Source organism: Mesorhizobium sp. AA23, from assembly GCF_001672435.1.
In the GTDB taxonomy this organism is placed as follows: domain Bacteria; phylum Pseudomonadota; class Alphaproteobacteria; order Rhizobiales; family Rhizobiaceae; genus Mesorhizobium.
The window spans coordinates 1-25089 of the sequence record NZ_LYTP01000032.1; the positions used below are offsets into that span (position 1 = coordinate 1).

The following is a 25089-nucleotide window of genomic DNA, read 5'->3' on the forward strand; positions in this document are numbered from 1 at the left end:
ACGGCACCCACACTTCGGTCGCCATCGACATCGACGGCACCAACGATGCCGCGGTGCTGTCGGCCGATGTGAGGAACCTGACCGAGACCGATGCGGCCGCCGACATATCGAGCAGCGGCCAGCTGACCATCTCGGATGTCGACAGCCCGGCGACCTTCGTCGCCCAGGCCGGCACGGTCGGGACCTACGGCACCTTCGCCATCGATGCCGCCGGCGCCTGGACCTACACGGCCTCCTCGGCGCACAACGAGTTCGCCGCCGGCACCACCTACACCGAAAACTTTGATGTGGTGAGTGCCGACGGCACTCACACTTCGGTCGCCATCGACATTCTGGGTACCGCCGATGGTCCCACGGCCGTTGGCGATACGATCATCACCAACCTTGCGGGCGGAAGCTCCGTCATCGTCCCGGAATGGGCGCTCATTGCGAACGATCCTGCTTCGGCAATCGATGTGTCGGGGGTAGGTTCCGCTACGGGAGGCTCTGTCTCGCAGTTGGCAGGCTCAGGTGCAAACGGCAGCGTAACCTTTGCCGATACGGCGCCCATGGGAGGCACCTTCACCTACACGGCCACCGATGGAACCAGTGCTGGCGCGCCAGCACTGGTGACGGTCAGCCAGGATTCGGTCGGCACACTCGACGGAACCTCGGGCGACAACATTCTTGTCAGCTCGAACGGCGGAGCTACGCTCGTCGGCGGTGCGGGCAACGATGTGCTCCTCGGCGGCAGCGGCAACGACACCTATCAGTTCGGCCTAGCGGACGGCACGGACATCATCGCGGACGCGGGAAGTGGCGGCGACAGCATTCAGATCATAACGACTGCGCCAGTGGACAGCACGGCCATTGGAACGCTTAACTTTGAGAGAGTCTCCAACGATCTCGTAATCAATGTCGGAAGCACTGAGATCACCATCCATGATCAATATGTCGGAAGCGGAAACGTCGAAAGCATACAATTCACAAACGGCGGCACTGTGTACGGATACGCGCTCAGCACGTCCGCGTACCGACTGCAAACTTCCCTGTCCGGTGGCGGCACCGATGACGTCATCGCCTCCACCTCGGCGGGGCAGGCTCTAACCGGGGGCAACGGCAACGACCTCCTGTTCGGAAACGGCGGCGACGACAGCACGATTAACGGCGGTGCAGGCAACGACCTTATTGTTGGTGGTACCGGCAACGACACACTGACAGGCGGTGCCGGCGCCGACACGCTCGCGGGCGGTATCGGATCCGACATTTTCAGCTATGGCGCAGCTTCGGAGTCCACGCCAGCGGGCTTCGACACCATCACCGACTTCGTGCATGGCGTCGACAAGATCGACCTGTCCGCGATCGACGCCGTCTCGGGCGGCAGCGATCAGGCCTTCTTGTTCGGCGGTCAGACTTCGGCCACCGTCGCCAACAGCATCACCTGGTCCGAAGTCGGCGGCAACACGATCGTCCGAGCCGACGTCAACGGAAGCGGTGGCGCAGAGTTTCAGATCACGCTGACTGGCGTCAACCTCGGACTGACGGCCAGCGACTTCGTGCTGTAACCAAAGAGGTGAGCCGCGCCCGCGCGGCTCACCATCCCGCTACAGGATTCAGCTACGAATTAAGGTTTACGACAGGTTTACGAGCGGATCGCGTGGCCGGGCGAGGGATCCGGAGTAGTATCGTTCCGGGCCATGCAGTTTGGACAGGGGGCGGTTCTGCCGCTGGGTATTTTGAGTCTCGATAACAAATCCGGGATTGTCAGGGAAGCGCTTCACGCCTGCCGCCGCTATTTCCTGTTTGCGGCGGTGTTCAGCCTGGCCATCAACCTGCTTTACCTCGCATCGCCGCTCTACATGCTGCAGATCTACGACCGGGTGGTCACCAGCGGCAGCGAGACGACGCTGGTGATGCTGACGCTGGTGCTGCTTGCGGCGTTCCTGGCGCTCGCCGGTCTGGACCTCGTGCGCGCCGCGATCCTGACGCGCGCCAGCGCGCGGCTCGACCGGCTGCTTTCGGCCAGGATCCTGGCGGCTTCCGTCGAAACCCCGTCGCAGGGTGCCTCGCCAAGCCAGCCGATCCGCGATTTCGACACCTTCCGGCAGGTGATCACCGGCAGCGGTATCCATGCCCTGTTCGACCTGCCCTGGTCGCCGATCTATATCGGCATCATCTTCCTCCTGCATCCCTGGCTCGGCTTCTTCGCGTTGGGCTCCTCGCTGCTTCTGATCGCCATGGCGGTGCTCAACGAATATATCGTGCGGGCGCCGCTGAAGCAGGCCAACGACCTTGCCACGGCCAACTACAATTTCACCGAAATGAGCCTCAGGAACGCGGAAGTCATCCGCGCCATGGGCATGATCGACGGCCTCGTCCGGCGCTGGGGGCGCGATCGCGGCCTGGCGCTCGGCCAGCAGGGGCGGGCGAGCGACCGGGCAGCGGTGATGTCCGGGCTGATCCGCTTCCTGCGCCTCACCATGCAGTCGCTTATCCTCGGCCTCGGCGCCTATCTGGTGATCGAGCGGCAGATCACCGGCGGCTCGATGTTTGCGGCCAGCCTGCTGCTGGGCAGGGGGCTGCAGCCGGTCGAGCAGATCGTCGGCCTCTGGCGCAGCCTGATCCTGGCGCGGGCCGCCCTTGGCAGGGTCGAGAGGCTGCTGGACGGCGGCGCGCAGGGCGAACGCTCGTTCAACCTGCCGAAGCCCTCCGGCAAGGTCGCCGTCGAGCAGTTGAGCTTCGCCATTCCCAGCCTGCAGAAGGTGCTGCTGCGCGATGTGTCGTTCCGGCTCGAAGCAGGCGAGGCGCTCGGCATCGTCGGCCCTTCCGGCGCCGGCAAGTCGACGCTGGCGCGTCACCTAGCCGGCATCATGCAGCCGAGCCGCGGCACGGTCAGGCTCGATGGCGCCGACATGACGCAGTGGGGAAGGGAGGCGCTCGGCGACCATATCGGCTACCTGCCGCAGGACATCGAGCTGTTTTCAGATACGGTGGCCGCCAATATCGGCCGCTTCAAGACCGATGTCGACCGCGAGGTGATCGAGGCGGCACGGCTCGCCGGCGTGCATGAGATGATTATCCGGCTGCCGCAAGGCTATGAGACGCAGATCGGCGAGGGCGGGGCGGTGCTGTCCGGCGGCTACCGGCAGCGCATCGCGCTTGCCCGCGCCGTCTTCGGCCTGCCGAACCTCATCGTGCTCGACGAGCCGAGCTCCAATCTCGATGCCGACGGCGATCGCGCCCTGGCCGAATGCGCGCTGGAGCTGAAGCGTCGCGGCAGCACGGTGATAATCGTCTCGCACCGGCCCTCGACTTTGGCCAATGTCGACAAGATCCTGCTCTTGCGGGATGGCGCGGTCGAAGCCTTCGGCATGAGAAACGAGATCGTGGCGCTGCTCAACCAGCGCGCGGCACCGATTACGATGGCGGCCCAATGACCGATATCGCCGCTTCCTATAGCAACCTCTCCGGCACCGAAGATGCGGGCGCCAATGCGGATTCGATCCGGGCACCGGTGTGGATCGGCCTGCTCATCATCGCCGCCTTCTTCGGCGTGTTCGGCGGCTGGGCCGCGGTCGCGCCGCTCAACGGCGCGGTGCTTGCCGATGCGGTGGTGAAGGTCGAGGGCAACCGCAAGAGCGTCCAGCATTTCGACGGCGGCACGGTGAAGGAAATCCGGGTCAAGGACGGCGATATCGTCAAGGCCGGCGATGTGCTGGTGCTGCTCGACGACACCCGCCCCCGGTCCGAATTCAACCTGTATTCCCAGCAATATGCGCTGCTGCGCGCCACCGATGCCCGCATCCGCGCCGAGCTCGACGGCCATGAGGCGGTTGCCTTTCCGCAGGATATCACAGCCGAGCACCAGGCCTATCTGCAGGACGCCATGGCCAACCAGATTGCCGACCTCGAGAGCCAGCGCGCCTCGATGGCCGGCGCCAGGCAGATCCTGCAGAAGCGGATCGCCGAGCTCGACGAGCAGATCGATGGCAAGCAGGCGCGCGTCGAATCCTTTCGCGCGCAGCTCAAGTCGACGATCGACGAAAAGGCAAGCCTCAACAAGCTGCTGAAGGCGGGACTGACGACGAAGCCGCGTATCCTGGAGCTCGACCGCTCGGCCTCCGATCTGCAGGGCCTGATCGACCAGGCGCTCGGCGAGATCGCCGGAAATCGCCAGAGCAAGGCCGAACTCGAAAGCCAGATCGCGCAGCTCACCAACGAGCGTCGCGCAAAACTTTCGGCCATGCTGATCGACACCCAGTCGAACCTTGCTGATCTGGTGCCGAAGATGTTTGCCGCACAGGCCACGGTGGACCGCGCCGAAGTGCGCGCGCCCTATGACGGCCAGGTGATGGACTTGACCGTCTTTTCGACCGGCGCGATCGTCGCGCCCGGCCAGACCATTTTGGATATCGTGCCGACCAGGAATTCGCTGATCGTTCAAGCGCAGGTCAAGGTCGAGGACATATCCAGCCTGCGCGCCGATATGACTGCCGAGGTCCGCTTCACCTCGTACAAGCAGCGCACGACGCCAGTCATCCACGGCCGTGTCACCCGCGTCTCGGCGGATCGCGTCACCGATGCCAAGACCGGCTTTCCCTATTACGTTGCCGACGTGGCGGTGAATCAGCAGGAACTCGCCGCCGCGCCGCAGATCCAGCTCTATCCCGGCATGCCGGCGCAGGTCATGATCGTCACCGAGGAACGCACCGCGCTGGACTACATTCTGGGGCCGCTGACCACGTCGCTCCATACGGCCTTCCGGCAGAAGTAGCGCGCGGACTGAAATCCTCGGGTCAGCTCTTCGGCTCTGTGCGTCGGTACTCCAGCGCCACTACGCCGTTGCTGAACGGCACAGCAAAAACCAGCTTCAGTGCAAGCGGCTTGTAGACGGAAACAGCGGCTTGCCGCGGCCCGCAGCCGCAGGCCGTCGCCGAGGCCCGAATCTGCATGTCGTTGTGGCAGTTTGCCCGCTGATGTGGCCCACCTGGCAGCCGGCGGCAAGCTCACCGGCCTACTGCCCGAAGCGGTCGCCAGTGTAAAGCAACAAAACGTCGGCAACCTCGATGTGGAGCGCAGCTTGAGCATTGCCCGACAATGCTCGGCCACGGGCGATGCAGGCCAGACACGATCAGGCCACTTTGACGGTCGATCGCTGCCCTTCGCCAAGCGCTCACCACCCCGCAAACTAGGCCGGTTCCGCTCGCTCTTTAGACCTCGGATAGGTTTTGCCGGTATTTGTCGGAAAAAACGGAGCCGGAAAATCATGACCGAGATCTGGCACTCACTGCTGGCCAATCTTGCGCTGGTCTCCATCCTTATCGTCGCCTGGGACCTTGTGGCGGATTTCACCGGGCGTCTCTCGCGGCGGGCACATTCGCTGCTTTTGGGCGTGGTCATGTGCGCGGGCGCGGTCATTTCCATGGCGACGGCCTTGTCCGTTTCCGGCTTCATCGTCGACCTGCGTGCCGCGTTTATCGGTGCGGCCGCGTTCTTCGGCGGATGGCCGGCGATGTTCATCGCCGCTGCCGGCTCCATCGCCTATCGTCGTCACCTGGGCGGTCAGGGCGCCGAAGTCGGCGTCATGAGCATCCTGATCACCGCCGTCGTCGGCCTGGCCTGGCACCACATCGTCGCGGTCCGCTCGCGCACCATGTTCGACATACTCGGCCTCGGCCTGTCGGTCGCGCTGGCCGGGCTGATCACGCTTCTTGTCATTCCCTCGCAGGTCGTGACCGGCTTCGTGCAGCAGAGCACGCTGCCGTCGCTCCTGTTCCGCTTCCTGAGCACCTTCATCATTGCCGTGCTGCTCGATCGGCAGCAGCGGCGACGCGATCTCGCCATGTCCAACATGATATTCCGTGCCATGGTTCGCGAGCTGCCGGATAGTCTCAACGTGAAGGATGCGGAGGGGCGCTTCATCGCGGCCAATCCAGCCACCGCCGAACTGGTGCGCGCCGCCTCGGTCGAGGACCTTATCGGCAAGACGGATTTCGATTTCTATCCCAAGGACGTGGCCGAGCGCTTCAGGCAGGATGAAATGGGCGCGCTGGAGGCCGGGCAGACGTTGCGCATCGATCAGCCTGCGCTCCTGCCTGACGGCAGGCAGGGCTGGCTCTACACGCTGAAGGCGCCGTTCCGTGACGAGGCCGGCAAGATCGTCGGCGTCATCACCTACAATCGCGACATCACCGAGCAGAAGCGAAACGCCCAGCTCAAGAACGACTTCATTTCCACGGTCAGCCACGAATTGCGAACGCCGCTGACATCCATCCGCGGCTCGCTTGGCCTGATCGCAGCCGGCGTCGCGGGCGAGCTGCCGCCCAAGGCCGCCAACCTCGTCAATATCGCTCACAACAACAGCGAAAGGCTGGTTCTTCTCATCAACGACATTCTCGACATGGAGAAGATCGAGTCGGGCGTCATCACCTTCAAGATCAAGCAGATGCCCGTGCGTGCGGTGCTGGAGCAGGCCATCGCCGCCAGTTCCAATTACATGGCCGAGAGCGGGATCCGCATCGTCCTGGTCGACGATGCCCCGCGCGCCGAAGCCAATATCGACCCCGATCGCCTGCACCAGGTGATGGCGAACCTGCTGTCGAATGCGATCAAGTTCTCCGATCCCGGCGGCACTGTCATGGTGAAGCTCCAGCGTCGCGAGCGCGACATGCTGCGCATCTCCGTTATCGATGAAGGCGCCGGCATCCCGGAAGCGTTCCGCAGCCGCATATTCGGCAAGTTCGAGCAGGCCGATGCGTCCAGCACCCGCAAGAAGGGGGGCACCGGACTGGGCCTGAGCATCGTGAAGACCATCGTCGAAAAGCTCGGCGGCGCCGTGTCCTTCGAAAGCGAGGAAGGCAAGGGAACCTCGTTTCACGTCGATCTTGCCGAAGCGCAGAGAAGTGTCGAGAAGCCGGTTTTGGTCGAGCGCCGGTCGCGAAAGCGTGATGGCCGCCTGCGCGTCCTCATCTGCGAGGACGAGCCCGACATCGCTGCGGTGATCGCCGCACTTCTCGACGCCGACGGCTTCTCCAGCGATGTCGCCCCCGATATCGGTACCGCAAAAGCGCTCCTGAACTCCCGCGACTATGTGGCGCTGACCCTCGACATCAAGCTGGCCGGTGAATCCGGCATCAAGCTTTTCCACGACATCAGGGTCTCGCCGGTGAATTCCGAGATTTCGGTCATCGTCATCTCCGCCATCGCCGACGAAGCCAGGCGCTCGCTGAACGGAACCGCCATCGGCATCGTCGACTGGCTGGAGAAGCCGGTGGATTCGGGGCGCCTTCACGCCGCTCTCGCCAAGATCCTCGCCAGCAAGGTCGAGCGGAGGCCGAGGATCCTCCACGTCGAGGACGACGAGGGCGTCCTTGCCGTGATGTCAGCGGGGCTCGGTCCGGGCGTCTTGATCGCTTCCGCCAAAACGCTGCAGGAGGCGCGGAAGGCGGTCGCAAAGCATCGCTTCGACCTGGTCATCCTGGACATACTGCTTCCCGACGGATCGGGACTGGATCTGCTCATCGATCTGCCGCTGGAAACCCAAGTCATCGTGTTCTCGGCGGCCGAGTTGGATCAGAACCTCGGTGACCGGGTGCAGGCGATGATGACCAAGACCAAGGCGTCGGAGATCGATGTCGCCAGGCTGGTCAGGAGCATGTTGGTCTCATCGCTCGATAGCGCCAGACCCGCCTCCAGTGCCAAGGAGTGATGATTATGCCGGCAAGGATCCTCTATGTGGACGACGAGGACGACATCCGCGAAATCGCCCAGATGTCGCTCGAACTCGAGCCGGAATTCGAGGTGCGGTCCAGCGCCTCGGGCATCGCAGCGCTGACCGATGCCGCCGATTGGTGCCCTGACCTCATCCTGCTCGACGTGATGATGCCGGACATGGACGGGCCGGAAACACTGAGGCGCCTGGCCGATTCGCCGCTGACCGCCGCGATTCCGGTGGCGTTCATCACGGCGCGCACCCAGACGCATGAGGTGGAGCGTTATCTCGCCATGGGAGCCGTGGGAGTGATCGCCAAGCCGTTCGACCCGCTGGCGCTTGCGGGCGAGGTGAGAAGGCTGCTTTCGTGGCGTTCCGGCCCGGTTTAGCCGGCGAGAAAGCCGCGCAAAAGATGCCTGTCGGCAAAGTCGGTTTTGCGTTTGCCGCTCCTATACCATGGCCCAATATTCATCTAGTGATTGTGTCGAAATGCGGCCGCCGCGAATCGGCTTTATCTAAGATCGCGCGGCGTCATCACTCCGGGGGGCGACGGAACCGGAGCAGGACTGGTGGTGGATGGAGCGAAGGCAAGAGTTCTGATCTGCGATGATGATCCCTTGTTGCTCGAGCTGATGGAATTCAGGCTGAGGGCGAAGGGATACGAGGTCATCAAAGCGGTGGACGGCGCCGAGGCGCTGGCGAAGGCGGAGCAGGACGGCCCCGACATCATCGTGCTCGACGCGATGATGCCCAAGGCCGACGGCATCGAGGTGCTGGCGCGCATCAAGGGCGACCCGGTGCTGTCGAAGACTCCGGTGGTGATGCTGACCGCGCGCAAGGCCGAGAAGGACATCGTTTCGGCGCTTGAGAAGGGCGCCGACGATTATCTGGTGAAGCCGTTCATTCCCGAGGAGCTACTGGCCCGGCTGGCGCGTCTCATCGCCCGCAAGGGCGGGAAGCGCTGATGCGGCGCGGCCGGCACTCAGCCTTTGCCGCATGCCTGATCCTGGCGATCGCCGCCGCTCCCGGCGCGGCGCTGGCGCAGACTGTCGACGAGCTCTACGCATCCGGCGTCAAGGCCAGGCAGGCGCAGCATTTCGACGAGGCCGCCGATCTTTTCCGGCGCGCGCTGGCGTTGAAAGCTGACAATGCCGACGCTCTTGTGCAGCTTGGCTTCGCCGAGCTCGGCCGCAACGATCTGCCGGCGGCGCGCGACGCCTTTTCCAGGGCGCTTTCCCTTGCCCCGGCCTATCGCGATGCGAGCTTCGGCATGGCCCAGGTCGAATTCCGCTCCGGCAATCTGGATGCGGCGCTGCCGCTCGCCGAGAAGGTCGCTGAGGCAGAGCCCGGCAATGCCGACGCGGCAGCACTTCTAGAGAACATCCGCAAGGCCAAGCAGGCCAGCCAGGCGAAGCCGGTTCCGGCTGCCGCGGCGCCGGCGAAGAAGCCGCCCCACCGGCGGCCCGATCCCGTCGCCATCCAGTTGGAGCAGGGCAGGCGGTTGCGGGCGGCGGGAAAGCCGGCCGAGGCCGAGACCGCCTATCGCCGCGCGCTCAAGCTGTCGCCCAGGAACACCGACACCCTGGTCGCGCTCGGCCTCGTTGTCGGCTCCGCCCAGCGCTTCGACGAGGCCGGGCGGTTCTTCGACCGGGCGCTTGCGATCAGGCCCGGCCTTCTCGACGCTCGGTTGGGCAAGGTGCGCCTGGCGATCTGGCAGGGCGACGCGCCGCGCGCCCGCGCCCTGGTCGGTGATGTGCTGGCCTCGGCACCGGACAATGTCGAGGCCCTCAACCTTGATGCGAGAATCGCCTTGCTCGAGGCCGACTACCAGCGGGCCGGGCAATCGTTGCAGCGCGCGCTGGCGCTCGATCCGCGCAATGCCGAGGCGCTGGTCGGGCTCGGCGACGTGCGCCGTGCCGAGGGCGACGACGAGGCCGCGCGGCAGGCTTACGGCCAGGCGCTCGCCATCGAGCCGGGTTCGGCCGATATCGAGCAAAGGCTGGCCGCGCCGCCGCCGCGCAAATGGCGGCTCGACCTCGGCAGCGAGGTGAGCGATCTCACCGACGGGCTTGGCGACTGGACCGACAGTTCGGCCGGCCTTTCCTATCGGCTATCGCCCCAAACGACGATCTCCGGCCGCACGCGGCTCGCCACCCGCTTCGGCAACACCGACGTCCAGATCGAGGGTCGCGTCGACCAGGCCTTCTCGCCGGCCTTCTCCGCCTATGCGCTGGCCGCGGCGACGCCGGATGCCGACTTTCTGGCGCGCTATTCGATCGGGGCCGGCGCTTCGTGGCAGGTCGTGGCGCCGGCGAAGGTCTTCGGCCCGCTTTCGCTCAACGTCGACGCCCGCTACGACAATTTCGCCGACGCCGACGTCACCAGCATCCAGCCCTGGCTGCAGGGCTATCTCCTCGACGGCCGTCTGGGGCTTTCCGCCCGCTGGGTGCATGCCGAGGACGATATCGGGACGCGCGCGGACGGCTATGTGCTTCGTGCCGACCTCGCGGTGACGCCGCATGTCAATCTCTTCGGCGGCTATGCCGACGCCCCCGAAATCTCCGACGGCACGCTGGTGCCGACGCGCACCGTCTTTGGCGGCCTCTCCGTCGACGTCAGCGATCCGCTGACGCTGCGCGCCAGCATCGCGCATGAACAACGCCCGACATTCGACCGAAGCATATTCGGGCTCGGGCTGACGGCGCGGTTCTGACCATGTGGTACGTCTGGAATCTCTCCATACTGCTCAGCGCGCTCTCCCTGGTGATCATGCTGTTTTTGATCGCGCGCCGTTTGCTGCGGGAGCGCCGGGACAGCGCCAGAGCCGGACAGCGGCGCCAGCTTCTGACGGCGCTGATCGCCTTCACCGAAGATCGCGACCGCCAGACGCTGAAAACGGCCATTCTTTCGGTGCCGCCGGGCGTGGCGATCGAGGCCGGCTTCGAGTTCGTTTCGCTGCTGCGCGGCGAGGAGCGTGACGACGTGCTTGTCGCCTTAAGCGAATGCGGCCTGCCGGCCCTCGTCGGCAGGCAGCTGGAACGGGGCAATGTGGCCGAACGCATCCACGCGGCCGAGATGCTGGCGGCGCTGGGGCCGCAGAATGCGACGGCAAGCCTGCTTTCGGCGCTGGACCAGGACCGCTCGCGCGAAGTCAGGATCGCCGCCGCCATCGCGCTCTGCGATCTCGGCAGCCTGCCCCTGCTCGGCGTCGCGCTGGACAAGATCGGCGTGGCGGGACAGCGCTCGCGACGCCTGATCGAACTGTTCAGGCGCTTTCCGCGCACGCGCTTCAACGAGCTTGCGATCCATGCATCGCGCGTCGACGCCGTGCCCTTCATCAGGGCGGCCGCGATCGACGCGCTCGTCCGCGCCGGCGGCTTCGGCTTTGCCGCCTTCTTCGCCGGCTTGACCGGCGATGCCTCACCCGAGGTTGTCGCCGCGGCTCTGCGCGCGCTGGGCCTCACCGGACACGCCGATGCACCGGCGATCCTGACGAGCGCGATGGCAAACGACGACTGGGACGTGCGCGCCGCCGCCGCCGAGTCCGCGGGACGCCTCGGCCTTCCCGAACTTGCCCCGCCGCTGTCCAGGCTGCTGGACGACGAGGTCTGGAACGTGCGCTATGCCGCCGCCAACGCGCTGCGCTCCTTCGGCCAGCCGGGCGAGCGGCTGCTGCGCCAGATTGCCGACAGCGAGGTCTCGCGCAGCCAGCGCACCGCCTCGCTCATTCTTGCCGAGGGGCCGGCCGCATGATTGCCGACTGGAGCGACGAGATCGTCCTTGCCGCCACCATCCTGTCCTGGTTAATCATCGCGGCGGGGCTGGCGCAGACGACAATCTATCTGCTGCAGCTCGTCCTCGCCGGCTATGCGCTGTCCAAGCGCCCGCCGGTGGCGCGCTCGGCGCTGCTCTGGCAGCGCTACGGCGAGGTCGCGCCGCCAATCGCGCTTCTGGTGCCGGCCTATAACGAGGAAGTGAATGTGGTGGAGAGCGTCCATTCGATGCTGGCGCTCGAATATCCGAATTTCGAGGTCATCGTCGTCAATGACGGCTCGAAGGACCAGACCTTGCAGCGCCTGATCGAGGGCTTCAAGCTGGTGAAGTTCCATCGTCCCTACGAGGACGCGCTGGCGCACAAGCCGATCCGCGGGCTCTATTCCTCGCCGATGACCGAGCGGCTGTTCGTGGTCGACAAGGAGAATGGCGGCAAGGCGGACGCGCAGAATGCCGGCATCAATGTCTGCCGCGCGCCGCTCTTTTGCGTGATCGACGGCGATTCCATCCTCGAACCTGACGCGCTGATGCGCGCCGCCCAGCCTTTCATCGACGATCCCGAGCGCACCATCGCGGTGGGCGGCACGATCCGCATCGCCAACGGCTCGAAGATCGAGGCCGGCAGGGTGCGCGAGGTCCATTTGCCGAGCCGCCTGCTGCCGCTCTTCCAGGTGGTCGAATATCTGCGCGCCTTCCTGATGGCCAGGCTTGCCTGGAGCAGCGTCAACACGCTGATGCTGGTCTCCGGCGCCTTCGGCATGTTCCGCCGCGCCGAAGTGGTGGCGGTGGGCGGCTTCACCAAGGGCTCGATGGGCGAGGACCTCGACCTCGTGATCAAGCTGCACCGCCACATGCGCGACAAGAAGCGCAAATACCGCGTTCAGTTCATTCCCGAGCCGGTGTGCTGGACCGAGGCGCCGGAAACGCTGAGCGTTCTGGCGAGGCAACGCACGCGCTGGCAGCGCGGCGCGCTCGAATGCTTCTTCCGCTACCGCGCCATGTTCTTGAACCCGCGCTATGGCCGCGTCGGCTTCCTCGGCTTCGGCCACATCTTCATCGTCGACGTTCTGGGGCCGGTGGCGGAGGTGCTGGGCTATATCCTGATCCCGGCCTTCTGGCTGCTCGGCATCCTGTCGGCCGAATATCTCCTGGCCTTCACTTCGCTGATCTTCACCTATGGCGTCTGCGTCAGCGTCTGCTCGCTCATCCTGGAAGAGGCCGAGCTGCAGCGCTTTCCGCGCGCCAGGGATCTCGCCGTTCTGACGGCGGCCGCCGTGGTCGAGAATTTCGGCTACCGCCAGCTCAACAATTTCTGGCGCGTGAAAGGCTGGTGGCAATTCTTGCGCGGCAACCAGGGCTGGGGCGAGATGACCAGGACCGGCCTCGGCGCCGCCAAAAAGTGAGCCCGGCGGGTGCCGTCAGGCCAGCGTCCGCTCGATCTCCCCGATTAAGGCATCGAGCGCCGCGCGGACATCGCCGCCTTCCGCCTGCTCGATGAGCAGCGTTTCCAGCTCTGACGCCCGCACGCTGATCTCCGCAAAGCCGAAAGTGCCGGCCGCGCCGGCGAGCGAATGCGCGAGCTTGGTCACGTCGGAGCCGGGCAGCGCCTCGCGCGCCGCCTGCAACTGCGCGAGCTGACCGGCGCAGCGGGTGAGGAAACGTTCGCGAAGAGGGGCGAAGGGATCGGTTGAGATGGAGATTCTCCCGAGCGAATGAGGAGATATTGAAACAGAAAGCGAGGCGAAGAGGAATGGCGGGTAGGCTGCTTGTTGCTCATCTGCCGCCCTTGCTTGGCTGCGTCGCCGGCCCCGCCGGTTACGCTGCGTTTAGCGCCGCCGTATAAGAAAGGGAATCCGGAGGGCAGCACACTGATGTTGGACAATTACGAGATGGACCGATTTGGCGTGATCCACCAAATCGACTTCACGCCGATCAAATACGACAAGCAATATATTTCCTATTACGAGGACCTGAGCGACCGGACGATCAAGCTCGGATATCAGCGGCTTGGCTGGGTGCTGGGATTGACCGGCGCGATCCCCCGCTCGGTGCTGGAAATTGGATACGGCACCGGCACATTCATCGAAGCCGCGAAGATAACCGGGGTCGCCGATTGCGCCGGCTACGATATCGCCGAGTTCCCGCTGCCCGCGGGGGTCCGCTTTGTCGGTTGGGACGAGGCGCTGGCCAGTTCGTGGGATCTGGTCGCCATGTTCGACGTGCTCGAACACATCCCGGATCTGGGTTTCCTCGGCCGCCTGCAGACCCGGCACCTCGCCGTCGCCGTCCCTTATTGCCGCTGGCGCGAGCTCGGCGCCGACGGCGACGCCTGGTTCCGAACCTGGCGTATGCGTCTCCCCAACGAGCATTTGCACCACTTCGACCGCGACTCGCTGGTGGCGTTGCTCGCCCACAGCGGGTTCGAATGCGTGACGCTGAACTGCTTCGAGGACGGCATCAGGCTGCGGCCCGGCGAAGCCGGCCCGAACATTCTGTCCGGCTTCTTCAGCAAGCGATAGGCGAGGTTCCATCCGCGCGCGAGGTCAGAGCCGGGCGAGGGGCCGCTCCCATGCGCGATGGCCTTCAGCTCCGCCAGCAGCCCAAGACCGTCGGGCCAAAGCAACAAAGGAGCAGTCTGGGCGTTCTGATCAGCCGCTTGCGGAGCAGCCGAAGACATGACCATGCCGCAAATCCTGTCGTTTGCCGTCACCTTCGTGATGATGGCAGCGTTCGTATGGGGTCGCTATCGCTATGATCTCGTCGCTGCCGCGGCGCTGCTGCTCGCCCTCGCCGTTGGGATTGTGCCGTTCGACAAAGCCTTCAGCGGGTTTAGCGACGATATCGTGATCATTGTCGGCAGTGCTCTGCTGGTGAGCGCAGGCATAGCGCGATCGGGCATCATGGAACTCGCCATCGCGCGCTTTGCTCCCAAATTGTCGGGAGTTCGCTCGCAACTGGCGCTGCTGGTGATCGTGGTGACGTGCCTGTCTGCCTTCGTCAAGAATATCGGCGCGCTGGCGATCATGATCCCGATCGCCTTTCAGTTCGCGCGCCGGTCCGGCACCTCGCCATCGATATTTCTGATGCCCATGGCATTCGGGTCATTGCTCGGCGGTCTCATGACGCAGGTGGGCACGTCCCCGAACATTGTTGTCTCCCGGGTGCGAGAGCAGCTGACCGGAACGGCGTTCACAATGTTCGACTTCGCGCCTGTTGGAGCGGCCGTCGCCGCCGCCGGAATGATCTTTCTGCTGTCTTTCTATTGGCTGTTGCCGGTGCGCGAAAAGCTCGGCGGGGCGCTGAATGAAGCCCTCGACATCAAGGACTACCTTACAGAGGCGCGAGTTGTCGGCGATTCCACCGTGCTCGGGAAAACCGTCGCCGACGTCATCAAGCTTGCCGGAGGCGATGCCGTCGTGACGTCGATCCTGCGCAATCGCACGATGCGGATGACGCCGCTGCCCGATGCCGTCCTTAAGGTGAACGACATCCTGTTGCTCGAAGGCGACCCGGCAGCGCTGGATCGCCTTGTCTCGCAAGGCAAGCTCAGCGTCACGGGCGATCGGGTGAATGAAGAGGTCACCACCAGCGAGATGGTCGCTATCGAGGCCGTCATTGGCGAAAGCTCGCCCTTGATCGGCTGGACGGCTCAGCGACTTGCCCTCTACGATCGCTTCAACGTCAACCTCCTGGCTGTCAGCCGTCGCGGCCAGCGGCTCGACCGCAGGCTCGCCAAGGTCGAGCTAAGGCTCGGCGACGTCGTCGTGCTGCAGGGCAATGCAACCACAATGCCCGAGACGCTGCGCGGACTAGGCTGCCTGCCGCTGGCGGAAAGGCCCATCCTTCTTGGCAGCGTTCGCAAGGGTATCGTGCCCGTGGCAATCCTCGCCCTTGCCATGCTCACCACTGCCGTTGGTCTGCTCCCGGTTCCCGTCGCTTTCTTTGCGGCCGCGGTCGGGATAGTGCTTTTCAAGGTCATCCCGCTCCGCGACGTCTACCAATCGCTGGATGGCCCAATCCTCGTGATGCTCGCCGTTCTCATCCCGGTGAGCGATTCGCTGCGCACTACGGGAGCAACCGCATTGGTCGCCGCGGAGCTTGCCAGGTTCGGGAATATTCTTCCGGCGCCCGGCGCACTGACGCTGATCCTCGTTGCCGCCATGGCCGTGACGCCATTCCTCAACAATGCCGCCACCGTGCTTGTCATGGCGCCCGTCGCGTCGGAATTCGCCGCCGATCTGGGCTACAGGCCGGAAGCCTTTCTGATGGCTGTCGCCATCGGCGCCGGCTGCGACTTCCTCACGCCGATCGGGCACCAATGCAACACCCTTGTCATGGGCCCGGGAGGCTATCGTTTCAGCGACTATCCGCGGCTGGGGCTGCCGCTGTCGTTCCTTGTCGTCATTGTTGCCGTGCCGATGCTGGCGATCGTCTGGCCAATGAACTGACAAGCCACGAAGGGACGCGAACGACCTCGCTCTACCAAGCTGCCTGGAAGTTCACCGCAAATTGCTCTTTGGAAACAGCACGCGATCGGGTTCTGCATTCATTCGCGCCAGCATTTCCTTGATCAAGCGTGTCTTGGTGCGGCCCGCTTCCTTCGGCGGCACGAGGTAGCGCACGATGGCTTCGAGCCAGGTATTTTCACTGACGCGAAAATGAACCACCGGATGCTCCTTCACTTGCAGCTCGTCCACCGGCGTTTTCGACAGGATGTCCTTATAGACCTTCACCTTCTGGCTCATGATGTCGCCGATCTGCTCGTCCACGACCTCCCGCATGGTTTTCGCCACGAATTCCAGATCGCTGTCGTAGGCGAGCTGGAACTTGATTTCGTTCCAGACATAGGGAAACAGCGGCCAGGAATAGTTGAAGACCGGCGTGTCGAAGACGGTGGAGTTCGGGAACTTGATGACGCGTCCGCTCGGATGATCGGTCCAAAGATGTTCGCCGCCGAATTCCCACAACGTCGTGTCGAGATAGCTGACGTCGATGACGTCGCCATGGGCATCGCCGATGCGGATCCGGTCGCCAACGCGATAGGGCGCCCTGGCCAGAATATAGATCCAGGCGATGAAACTGGAGATCGGCATCTGCAGCGCGAAGCCGAGCGTCAGTGAAATCAGGCCGAGCGAAACGACGGCGGCGTACCAGTTCACGAACAGAACCGAGATGGCCACGAAAACGACGGCGACCACGACGATCAATCGAAAAATTCGTTTCAGGTTGAAACGCGAGACACGATTGGGAATGCGGCCGATGAGAAAGACTTCAATGACACTCGCCACGGTCAGCATGACGAAAATGAGAAAGCCGCCCCAGACATAGTTCAGCACGCGGCTGCGCAAAGGCGCCTCAAACCATTCCAAGCGCCAATTGATGAGAAGTTGGGCGGCAAAGAGCAGCAAGGCAGCGGCAGCGAAGCCGGCCGTCCACCAGAGGTCTTCCTTGCGAAAGCTGAAGCGGAATTTCTCCGCGGGCTTTTTCGCCTGCCGCTGGATCGTTTTCGGATCGGCAGTCCGCTGTGCGGCCCGTTCGAGCCGGGAAAGGTTCTCCTGTTCCTTGTCGCGCCGTTCCATGGATTCGCCATCCGATGTCGCATCAACATCGAGCAGCGCCTTATCGTTCCCCGACGGCGGTATTGAGAGGAGGCGCTTGCCGGCGCGTGGGATCTGGTCGCCATGTGCGACGTGCTCGAACATGCGGATCTGGGTTTCCTCGGCCGCCTTAAGACCCGTCACCTGGCCGCCGCCGTCCCTTATTGCCGCTGGCGCGGGCTCGGCGCCGGCGGCGACGCGTGGGCGGCCCGGCGGAGCGGGCCCGAACATTCTGCTTAGGAAGCGATAGGCGAGTCTATGTTCGCCTGAGGGCCGGGCGAGGGGCGGATTATCTGCGATGATCTTCATTCCGCGAATTGGATCCGACGCGCCAAATGTAAGCTGTTCCTGCAGATTTTTCTCGCAACCAATTTGATCTATCTTGACACCGGTTGCGATACCAATGTCATATTGGTCCTAAGAATCCCGAGGTTGGTTTCAAATAGTTGCTAGAGGCAGCGAGCCGATGAACGTGACTGACAGCAAGGGATATCGAACCGTTTCGAGGAGGAGCGCCATAGACGGCGTCGTCACCGACGAAAGTGGGAGCGATGGTCACAGTCGCCTAACACTTAACGAACTCGCGCAGACGATGGACAGCCGGGGCCAGCCCCATGTTGAGAGGGTGCGATCTGAATGGAACCGAAGACGCCGTGACATGGCCCCGGTTCTAAAGGTCCATGAACTCAGTAAGAATTTCGGCGCGGTCAGGATCCTTAACGACGTCACTTTCCAGATGGCGGAAGGGGAGGTCATATCCCTTATCGGCGCGTCTGGCTCGGGAAAGAGCACGTTGTTGCGCTGCATAAATTTTCTGGAGACGCCGACCTCAGGGAGGATCGAGGTGATGGGCGACGCAATCTCCATCACCACCAATCGACCGGGCAAGAGCGAAATCACCAACCGCGCGAAGATCCGGCTCTTTCGCCAGCGGACTGGCATGGTGTTCCAGAACTTCAATCTCTGGCCGCACCGGACCGTGATCGGCAACGTGACAGAGGCGCTCGTCTACGTGCTCGGGAAAGGAAGGCGGGAGGCCGAGGATATGGCGCTTTCGGCGCTTTCCAAGGTGGGGATGGCCGAATTCCGCGACCGCTATCCCAGTCAGCTTTCAGGCGGTCAACAACAGCGCGTGGCGATCGCACGGGTGCTGGCGATGCGACCAAAGATCATGCTTTTTGACGAGCCCACATCCGCGCTCGATCCGGAACTCGTGGGCGAGGTGCTGAAGGTGATCCGCACGCTGGCCGAAGAGGGGGCGACCATCCTTCTCGTCACCCATGAAATGCGGTTTGCGCGCGACGTGTCGAGCCGGATGATATTCCTGCGCAAAGGTATCCTTGAGCAGGACGATGCGCCGGAAGAGTTGTTTCGCAACCCTGCCTCGGAGGCGGTGAAACGGTTTCTCTCCAGCGTCATGCCAGCCGCCGCGTGATCGCGGTTTTCTTCAGCAGAACAAAAAGGGGTAACACTCATGCTTTCAGTTCAAACGTTTCGTTCGATTTTCGTATCCGGTTTCATGCTCGCCGCCGCAGCCGGTGCCGCGCACGCCGAGGAAGGCGTCCTACGCGTCGGCACGGAAGGGGACGCGCCGCTGTTCAGCATGGCCGACGCCAACGGAAACGTCACCGGCTTCGACGCCGACGTTGCCAACGGTATCTGCGCCGAACTCAAGATGAAGTGCAAATTTGTGGTGCAGGCTTTCAGTTCGCTGGTTCCCTCCATGGATAGCGACCGCTTCGACGTGATCATTTCCGGCCTTGGCATCACTGCCGAGCGCCAGAAGAAGATCGACTACTCCATCCCGTACGCCACCACCCCGCTCTATTTCGTAGTCCCCAAAGATTCCGCTCTTGCCGGGCTCAAGAGTCTCGAGGAGATCGAAAAGGCGCTCGCGGGAAAGAGTGTCGGCGTCGTGACAGGCACGACCTATGCCAAATTCATCGGCAAGCGGGCGACCAGCGCCGATCTCAAGACTTATGATGCCACCACTCAGCAGACCGCTGATCTTGCGGCTGGCCGCCTGGATGCCGCTTTCGGCGACTCCCCGACCTGGATGGATTTCCTCGCTACACCGGACGGCGCCAACTTCACGAAGATCGATGTGAAGATTACGGCGATGAGCGATCCTGAAACCCTCGGCCACGGCATGGGTGTCGGTATGCGCAAGGGGAATGCCCAACTCAAGGCTAAGGTAGATGCCGCGCTCTGCAACATGATCGATGGAGGTAAGATCAAGGAGTCTTCCCTCAAGTGGTTCAAGGACGACTACACCATTCCGTGCAAGAAGTGATCCTCTCGCAACAACTGGCCGTCGCAGCCCGCGGCGGCCCGACGGGTGTCATCCATGTTTGAAACTATCTGGTTGCTGGTTGTGGAGCAGGGCTGGGGACTCGCTTTGCTGCGCGGCGCCTTCGTGACGATTTGCATCGGGCTGGTCGGCATGATGATCGGGTTGATCGCAGCCGTCCCGTTTGCCATAGCGCGCTGGCAGCGGGTCCCGGTGCTGTCCCAGATGATCGATGTCTACAGCATCGTCGTCCGCGGCGTGCCGGGTCTTCTTGTGATCTATCTCCTGTTCTTTGGCTCTGTCGACTGGGTGCAGAAGATAGCCGTTGCCTTCGGCTACCGAGACATGGCTGAAAGTGCCTACCCGTCCATTATCGGCATCCTCGCCATCGCGACCATTTCCTGCGCCTATTCGATCGAGGTGATGCGAGGCGCTTTGGAAGCCGTTCCCAACGGTCTTCTTGAAGCCGCGAAATCTTTGGCGTTGCCTCGATCGGTCGCCTTTTTCAGAATCACGTTGCCGCTCGCGTTGAGACTTGCTCTCGGCGGGATCAACAATGTCTGGCAGATGACGATCAAGGATACTTCACTCGTTTCCATCGTCGGCATGCAGGAACTCATGCGTATGGCGGCTATCGCGGCGGGCATCACGCGCTCGCCACTTCTCTTTTACTGCATCGCTGCGTCGCTGTTCTTCGCCATGACAGCAGTCAGCCAGACCCTGTTCGGCCTGGCTGAGCGCCATATCAATCGCGGCTTCAGCGGAGGTTAGAATGGATTTCACCATTATTGCCTATGCGATTCCGTTCCTTCTCACCGGCGCAAAGACAACGCTTCTGATCTCGGTGTTCGGCGTGGGCTTAGGACTGCCATTCGGCATCCTGGTGGCGCTCGCGCGCACTTCGCGCAATCGCTTGGTTTGCACGGCGGCCGACGCCTATTGCGCCGTCTTTCGCGGCACGCCCATGCTGGTGCAGATATTCGTGATCTACTACGGATTAGGGCAGGTCGGGTTCTTTCGCTCCAACCCGGTGATTTGGTGGCTGATCGGCGACGGCCTGCACGCAGCCATTCTCGCGGTCCTGTTGAACACCGGTGCCTACACAGCCGAAATCTTTCGAACCGCGTTTTTATCCCTGCCGCGCGGGCTGATCGAGGCGGCGGAAGCCTGCGGCATGTCGCCTTGGATTATCTTGCGCCGGATCAAGTTCCCGCTGGCTTTGCGACAAGCGCTGCCATCCTACAGCAGTGAGGTTGCCATCATCGTCAAAGAATCCAGCCTCGCTTCGACCATCGCTGTGCTCGAAATCACCGGTTGGGCCAAACGCCTGATGAGCGAAACCTTCGCCATTATGGACATCTTCATCATCACCTCCGTCTTCTACCTCACCCTCAATGTCGTCGGACTGACTGCCTTGAAGCTTTTGGAGCGGCAACTTTGGTTCGAACGGCGTTCAACGCGCAGAAAGGCCACATCCCTATGTCCAAGTTGACGTTCATCGACCAGAATGTTCTTCCGCGCCCACGCGAAGGGCAGCCTCTGCCCGACCGCCTTGTGGAGGGCGATCCACGTTTTCTGAGCTGGGATATCGCCCAGACCGCAGACGGCGCCGTGAAGGCAGGGGTCTGGGAGGTCACGCCTGGCGCCTATCGTTCGATTAAGGGCGAGACTTTCGAGTTCTGCTACATCCTTTCGGGTGTCTCCGAACTCACTGAGGATGGCTGCCCGCCGCGCCGCATCGCGGCTGGCGACGCCTTCGTCATGCATCCGGGATTCACGGGCGTATGGCGTGCCATCGAAACCACGCGCAAACTCTGGGTCTCACGCGATTGACCGGTTTGCGCTTGCCCGCCGATCCGACCAAAAGCTGGTATGTTCCCATGACCGCCGATCCCGCTGGCCCCTTCAAATCCACGCCCTATTGGTGGGAGGATTGCACCTTCTCTCCCCTCCCAGTCCGCCGGGTCGCCTCCAGATGCGACGTGGCGATCGTTGGGGGAGGCTATGCAGGACTTTCGGCGGCCATCGAGCTTGCTCGTGCCGGTCGCAGTGTTCAGCTTTTCGATCGCCAGTCGCTGGGGCAGGCGGCTTCCAGTCGTAATGGCGGCATGGCGAGCGGGAGCATTCGACCCGGGCGCAAGGAATTGATCAGAAGATTCGGCGAGGCCCGCGCCACCGAGATCCTGATGGAGGGAAAGGCCGCACGGGAAGACCTGTGGGCCTTTCTGAACGAGGAGAAGGTGGAGTGTGACTTCCATCTCTCCGGCCTGTTCGTCGGCGCGATCAACGCTGATGAATGCGACGAACTCAGCCGCTCCGCCGATCTACTGCGGCGCTTTCTGGGCATCGAGGCTCATCCCGTTGGCCGGTTGGACGTGCCGACCTATATCGGGACGGATTTCTACACGGGTGGATTCGTGCGGATGGATACCGGTGGCCTGCATCCGGCCAAGCTGCTTGCGGGTATTATACGGGTGGCAATGGCAACCGGAGCGGTAATCCATGAGAACACAGCCGTTACGGGAACCATCGCCGAGGCCGGCGGGGTCCGTGTGAGGACGTCGCGCGGTGACGTTCTCGCCAGGAAGGTGCTGATCTGCACGGATGCCTATACCGACGGCTTCGATCCTTGGCTGCGACGCCGTATTGTGCCGGTGCGCAGCCGCATCATCGCTACCGAGCCATTGGCAGAAGGCGTGATGGACCAGTTGATGCCGAAGCGCATGATGTATGGCGATATGCGCCAGCTCAGCTATTACTATCGCCCTTCGGCGGACGGATCGCGCATCCTCTTCGGCGGCAGGGACGGCACCACGGCGGGTGACGCGCTGGCGCCGACCACCCATTTGCGCAGCGAACTTGGCCGAATTTTCCCCGAACTGAGGGGCGTCGGCCTGACGCATAGTTGGTTTGGCCAGGTCGCCATGCATCGCGACATGGTGCCTCGGATTTTCACCTCGGGCGATACGGTTTACGCCACCGGCTTCTGCGGCTCCGGAGTGGTCTGGGCCCGCTGGCTGGGCAAGAAGGCCGCCTTCAAGATCCTCGGCGAAACCGAAAAGGCACAGTCCGCCTTCGATTTCGACCCCGCTCCGAAGGCCGTGCCGTTTTACCGCGGCAAGCCATGGTTCATCCCGCTTGTCTATTCCCTTTACGAATGGCGGGATAAGCGTGCAATGCGCCGTCGCCAGCCCGAAGCAAAGAGGCGATAACCTTGCTCTTCCTTGGCGACGGGCCCGCCGCGTACAGGAACCTCATCTTGTCTGGATGGCGCGCACCGCGTCCGTCGTGAAAACAGTGTCAGATGTCCCGCCTTGAATAGAACGACAAGCGATTAGCGTTCGAACGCGCCATTCCGCTCGGTTCGGCAATCTCAAAATTTTGGCGATGAGGCCTACTCACCCCATTGTCTCCGATCCGAGTATGTTGGCTCTCGCGGTCAAGATATGGCTATGCATTCTTTGTTCGGCCTGCCCACCATCGCGGTCAGTGATCGCCTGTAAGATCGCGCGATGATGAGCCGTATACTCCTGCATACGCTCTTTCGTCAGAGACAGCTCTTTCATGCGCCCCCAAAGACGCCCCGCCCGAAGCGAGTGAATACCTTCGTAGAGCGAGGCCAGCAATCCATTGCGGGCCGCCACAACTACCAGTTGATGGAACGCGGCGTCCCAACGCTCGAACTCCGCCAGCGTCGCGGCGGTACTGCCATGCTGGATGACCTTGTGCATCTCTTCAGTTTCATAGGGGGTCGCCCGCAACGCCGCGAGCGCCGCCACCTTCGGCTCGATGATTAATCGTGCTTCGAAGACCTCAGCGGGATAGGTCCACAGTTCTTTCCGAGAGGCATCGTGTGCGCGATACGGAGCGCTCGCAGTTGCCCCTCGCTCGGCGACGAAAGTGCCACGCCCGACATGGCGAAGCAGGCGCCCCTCTTGCTCCATCACAGCCAGCATGCGCCGGAGGGCCGTGCGGGGTAAACCTAGCTTGAGCGCCAGATCGCGCTCGGGTGGCAGCCGGTCGCCTGGCTGCAATCCTGCCGCCTCGATGAAATCCCTCAAAACGACGGTCATGCAGCCACTCCAGAACGAATCGGGCAGATTTCTCCGCAACCAATTTGATCTATATTGACACCGGTTGCAATACCAATTTCATATTGGTTCCAGCGATCGTCCGACTGGTTGCGCATGTTTTCTAAAGCCGCGAGAGGATGGGTGTGAGTCAGACAGCAAGGGATATCGAACCTTTTTGCGTGGATGCTGCGGCTATCATTGCAAGCGCTCCTGTGGATCTGCTGGTGGGCGGCAAATGGACAAGTGCAACCGGCAGCAATCGGTTTAATGTCGCCGATCCATCCAACGGGCGCACGATCGCATCTGTCGCAGACGGCGCAGTCGCCGACGGAATCCGGGCGATCGATGCTGCGGAGGCTTCTGCGACGATGTGGAGGCAAACACCCTCACGCCGGCGATCGGACATCCTGATGCGCTGCCACCAGCTCATGCGCGATCGTGCCGAATGGCTGGCGCAACTGATATCTCTGGAGAACGGCAAGGCCCTCCCGGACGCTCGCGCAGAGGTAACCTATGCCGCGGAGTTTTTCCGATGGTACGCCGAGGAGGGGGTGCGTACTCTCGGCGACATCGGCCACGCGCCGGGCGGTGCAAACCGAATCCTGGTTCAATACCAGCCGATTGGCATCGCCGTTCTTGTCACGCCCTGGAATTTCCCTGCGGCCATGGCGACCCGCAAAATCGCCCCGGCGCTCGCGGCGGGTTGCACGTGCGTACTGAAGCCGGCGGCTGAGACTCCACTGACCGCGTTGGCGATCGGTGCGATCCTCATGGAAGGCGGTTTGCCCGAAGGTGCCGTCAACATCGTGACGACCACGGCCGCGGGGCCTGTGGTGAGCGCGATGCTGCACGACAGTCGGGTGCGCAAACTGTCATTCACGGGTTCGACCGCCGTTGGGCGCATCCTGTTGCGTGAGGCCGCCAACCGGGTCATCAGCTGTTCCATGGAACTCGGCGGCAACGCTCCTTTCATCGTGTTCGATGATGCGGATCTGGACGATGCCGTGGCCGGCGCTATGGTCGCCAAGATGCGCAACGGCGGAGAAGCCTGCACTGCGGCGAATCGCTTCTATGTGCAGCGCGGCATTTACGACGCTTTTGTCCGCCGGCTTACCCAGGAAATGTCCTCGCTTTCAGTGGGGCCGGGTCTCCAAGCGACGACCCAGCTCGGGCCCCTTATTACCGCGACGGCCGTGGAGAAGGTTGATCGCTTGCTGAAGGATGCCGTTGCCCGTGGGGCGCGTATCGAAACGGGCGGCAAACCGCGGCCTGGCGAGGGCTTCTTCTATCCTCCGACAGTCCTAGCTGACGTTTCCCCCGATTCCGACATCGCGAAGGAAGAGATCTTTGGGCCGGTCGCAGCGGTCACGCCCTTCGATACGGAAGACGAGGCTGTCCGGCTGGCGAACGACACGGAGTATGGCCTCATATCCTACGTCTACAGTAGTGATCTCAGACGCGCCCTGAGGGTCGCCGAACGCATCGAAAGTGGAATGGTCGGCGTCAATCGTGGCCTAGTTTCGGACCCGGCAGCGCCGTTCGGGGGGATGAAGCAAAGCGGGCTCGGCCGCGAGGGAGGGCATCACGGCCTGCTTGAATATCTCCAACCAAAATACGTCGCGACCAACTGGTAATACCGGCGAAAGGCGCTCCTCCACCGAGTTG

The 25089-nt window shown here is 63.0% G+C and carries 21 protein-coding genes; 18 read left to right on the top strand and 3 right to left on the bottom strand.

From position 1 onward, the window contains the following. The 9 genes from A9K66_RS26735 to A9K66_RS26775 all read left to right on the top strand — a co-directional run. On the top strand, positions 1-1544 hold a 1544-nt coding region (locus tag A9K66_RS26735; protein WP_156751158.1), incomplete at its 5' end, for a VCBS domain-containing protein. 132 nt (positions 1545-1676) lie between these two features. Then, entirely contained in the window at positions 1677-3416 is a 1740-nt protein-coding gene (locus tag A9K66_RS26740; protein WP_067329658.1) for a type I secretion system permease/ATPase, read from the top strand. Continuing rightward, on the top strand, positions 3413-4753 hold the full coding sequence (locus A9K66_RS26745) for an HlyD family type I secretion periplasmic adaptor subunit (protein ID WP_067329661.1): 1341 nt from the start codon (positions 3413-3415) through the stop codon (positions 4751-4753). The genes A9K66_RS26740 and A9K66_RS26745 overlap by 4 nt, the downstream gene beginning before the upstream one ends. A gap of 492 nt (positions 4754-5245) precedes the next feature. Further along, positions 5246-7687: an ATP-binding protein gene (locus tag A9K66_RS26750; RefSeq protein WP_067329665.1), complete on the top strand. Its 2442-nt coding sequence runs from the start codon at positions 5246-5248 to the stop codon at positions 7685-7687. Between the two features lie 5 nt (positions 7688-7692). Beyond that, the gene (locus A9K66_RS26755) at positions 7693-8079 is read left to right on the top strand and encodes a response regulator (RefSeq protein ID WP_082954117.1); all 387 of its coding nucleotides are present in this window, start codon (positions 7693-7695) and stop codon (positions 8077-8079) included. Positions 8080-8262: 183 nt separating this feature from the next. Continuing rightward, a complete protein-coding gene (locus tag A9K66_RS26760; RefSeq protein WP_067000929.1) occupies positions 8263-8655 on the top strand; it encodes a response regulator in 393 nt (130 codons plus the stop codon). After that, positions 8655-10403, top strand: a complete 1749-nt coding sequence (locus A9K66_RS26765; protein WP_067329671.1) for a YaiO family outer membrane beta-barrel protein — start codon at positions 8655-8657, stop codon at positions 10401-10403. The genes A9K66_RS26760 and A9K66_RS26765 overlap by 1 nt, the downstream gene beginning before the upstream one ends. Before the next feature lie 2 nt (positions 10404-10405). Then, entirely contained in the window at positions 10406-11443 is a 1038-nt protein-coding gene (locus A9K66_RS26770; RefSeq protein ID WP_067329674.1) for a HEAT repeat domain-containing protein, read from the top strand. Further along, on the top strand, positions 11440-12867 hold the full coding sequence (locus A9K66_RS26775; RefSeq protein ID WP_067329678.1) for a glycosyltransferase family 2 protein: 1428 nt from the start codon (positions 11440-11442) through the stop codon (positions 12865-12867). Before A9K66_RS26770 ends, A9K66_RS26775 begins: the two co-directional genes overlap by 4 nt. A gap of 15 nt (positions 12868-12882) precedes the next feature. On the opposite strand, the gene A9K66_RS26780 is transcribed toward A9K66_RS26775, so the two are convergent. Then, complete coding sequence (locus A9K66_RS26780; RefSeq protein ID WP_082954100.1) at positions 12883-13188, bottom strand: Hpt domain-containing protein; 306 nt, start codon at positions 13186-13188, stop codon at positions 12883-12885. A 42-nt stretch (positions 13189-13230) separates the two neighbouring features. On the opposite strand from A9K66_RS26780, the gene A9K66_RS26785 reads away from it, so the two are divergent. Then, positions 13231-13983 carry a class I SAM-dependent methyltransferase gene (locus A9K66_RS26785; RefSeq protein WP_245307703.1) on the top strand — a complete coding sequence of 251 codons (753 nt, stop codon included), beginning with the start codon at positions 13231-13233 and terminating at the stop codon, positions 13981-13983. Between the two features lie 156 nt (positions 13984-14139). After that, positions 14140-15912, top strand: a complete 1773-nt coding sequence (locus A9K66_RS26790; protein WP_067329688.1) for an SLC13 family permease — start codon at positions 14140-14142, stop codon at positions 15910-15912. Between the two features lie 51 nt (positions 15913-15963). Here the strand turns inward: A9K66_RS26790 and A9K66_RS26795 are convergent, their stop codons facing one another. After that, entirely contained in the window at positions 15964-17043 is a 1080-nt protein-coding gene (locus A9K66_RS26795) for a mechanosensitive ion channel family protein (protein WP_067330142.1), read from the bottom strand. A gap of 676 nt (positions 17044-17719) precedes the next feature. Here A9K66_RS26795 and A9K66_RS26800 point away from each other — a divergent pair. The 6 genes from A9K66_RS26800 to A9K66_RS26825 are packed head-to-tail and all read left to right on the top strand — an operon-like array spanning position 17720 to position 22563. Next, positions 17720-18496 carry an amino acid ABC transporter ATP-binding protein gene (locus A9K66_RS26800; RefSeq protein ID WP_067330146.1) on the top strand — a complete coding sequence of 259 codons (777 nt, stop codon included), beginning with the start codon at positions 17720-17722 and terminating at the stop codon, positions 18494-18496. A 39-nt stretch (positions 18497-18535) separates the two neighbouring features. After that, complete coding sequence (locus tag A9K66_RS26805) at positions 18536-19354, top strand: transporter substrate-binding domain-containing protein (protein ID WP_082954101.1); 819 nt, start codon at positions 18536-18538, stop codon at positions 19352-19354. Between the two features lie 54 nt (positions 19355-19408). Next, complete coding sequence (locus A9K66_RS26810; RefSeq protein ID WP_067329694.1) at positions 19409-20122, top strand: ABC transporter permease subunit; 714 nt, start codon at positions 19409-19411, stop codon at positions 20120-20122. Position 20123: 1 nt separating this feature from the next. After that, complete coding sequence (locus tag A9K66_RS26815; protein ID WP_067329696.1) at positions 20124-20843, top strand: ABC transporter permease subunit; 720 nt, start codon at positions 20124-20126, stop codon at positions 20841-20843. Next, complete coding sequence (locus tag A9K66_RS26820) at positions 20831-21184, top strand: cupin domain-containing protein (protein ID WP_067329699.1); 354 nt, start codon at positions 20831-20833, stop codon at positions 21182-21184. Before A9K66_RS26815 ends, A9K66_RS26820 begins: the two co-directional genes overlap by 13 nt. A gap of 47 nt (positions 21185-21231) precedes the next feature. Next, positions 21232-22563 carry an FAD-binding oxidoreductase gene (locus tag A9K66_RS26825; protein ID WP_067329705.1) on the top strand — a complete coding sequence of 444 codons (1332 nt, stop codon included), beginning with the start codon at positions 21232-21234 and terminating at the stop codon, positions 22561-22563. A 186-nt stretch (positions 22564-22749) separates the two neighbouring features. Here A9K66_RS26825 and A9K66_RS26830 read toward each other — a convergent pair whose 3' ends face one another. Then, positions 22750-23424, bottom strand: a complete 675-nt coding sequence (locus A9K66_RS26830; protein ID WP_067329708.1) for an FCD domain-containing protein — start codon at positions 23422-23424, stop codon at positions 22750-22752. A gap of 137 nt (positions 23425-23561) precedes the next feature. Between A9K66_RS26830 and A9K66_RS26835 the strand changes: the two genes are divergently transcribed. Next, entirely contained in the window at positions 23562-25058 is a 1497-nt protein-coding gene (locus A9K66_RS26835; protein ID WP_082954102.1) for an NAD-dependent succinate-semialdehyde dehydrogenase, read from the top strand. Positions 25059-25089: the final 31 nt, after the last annotated feature.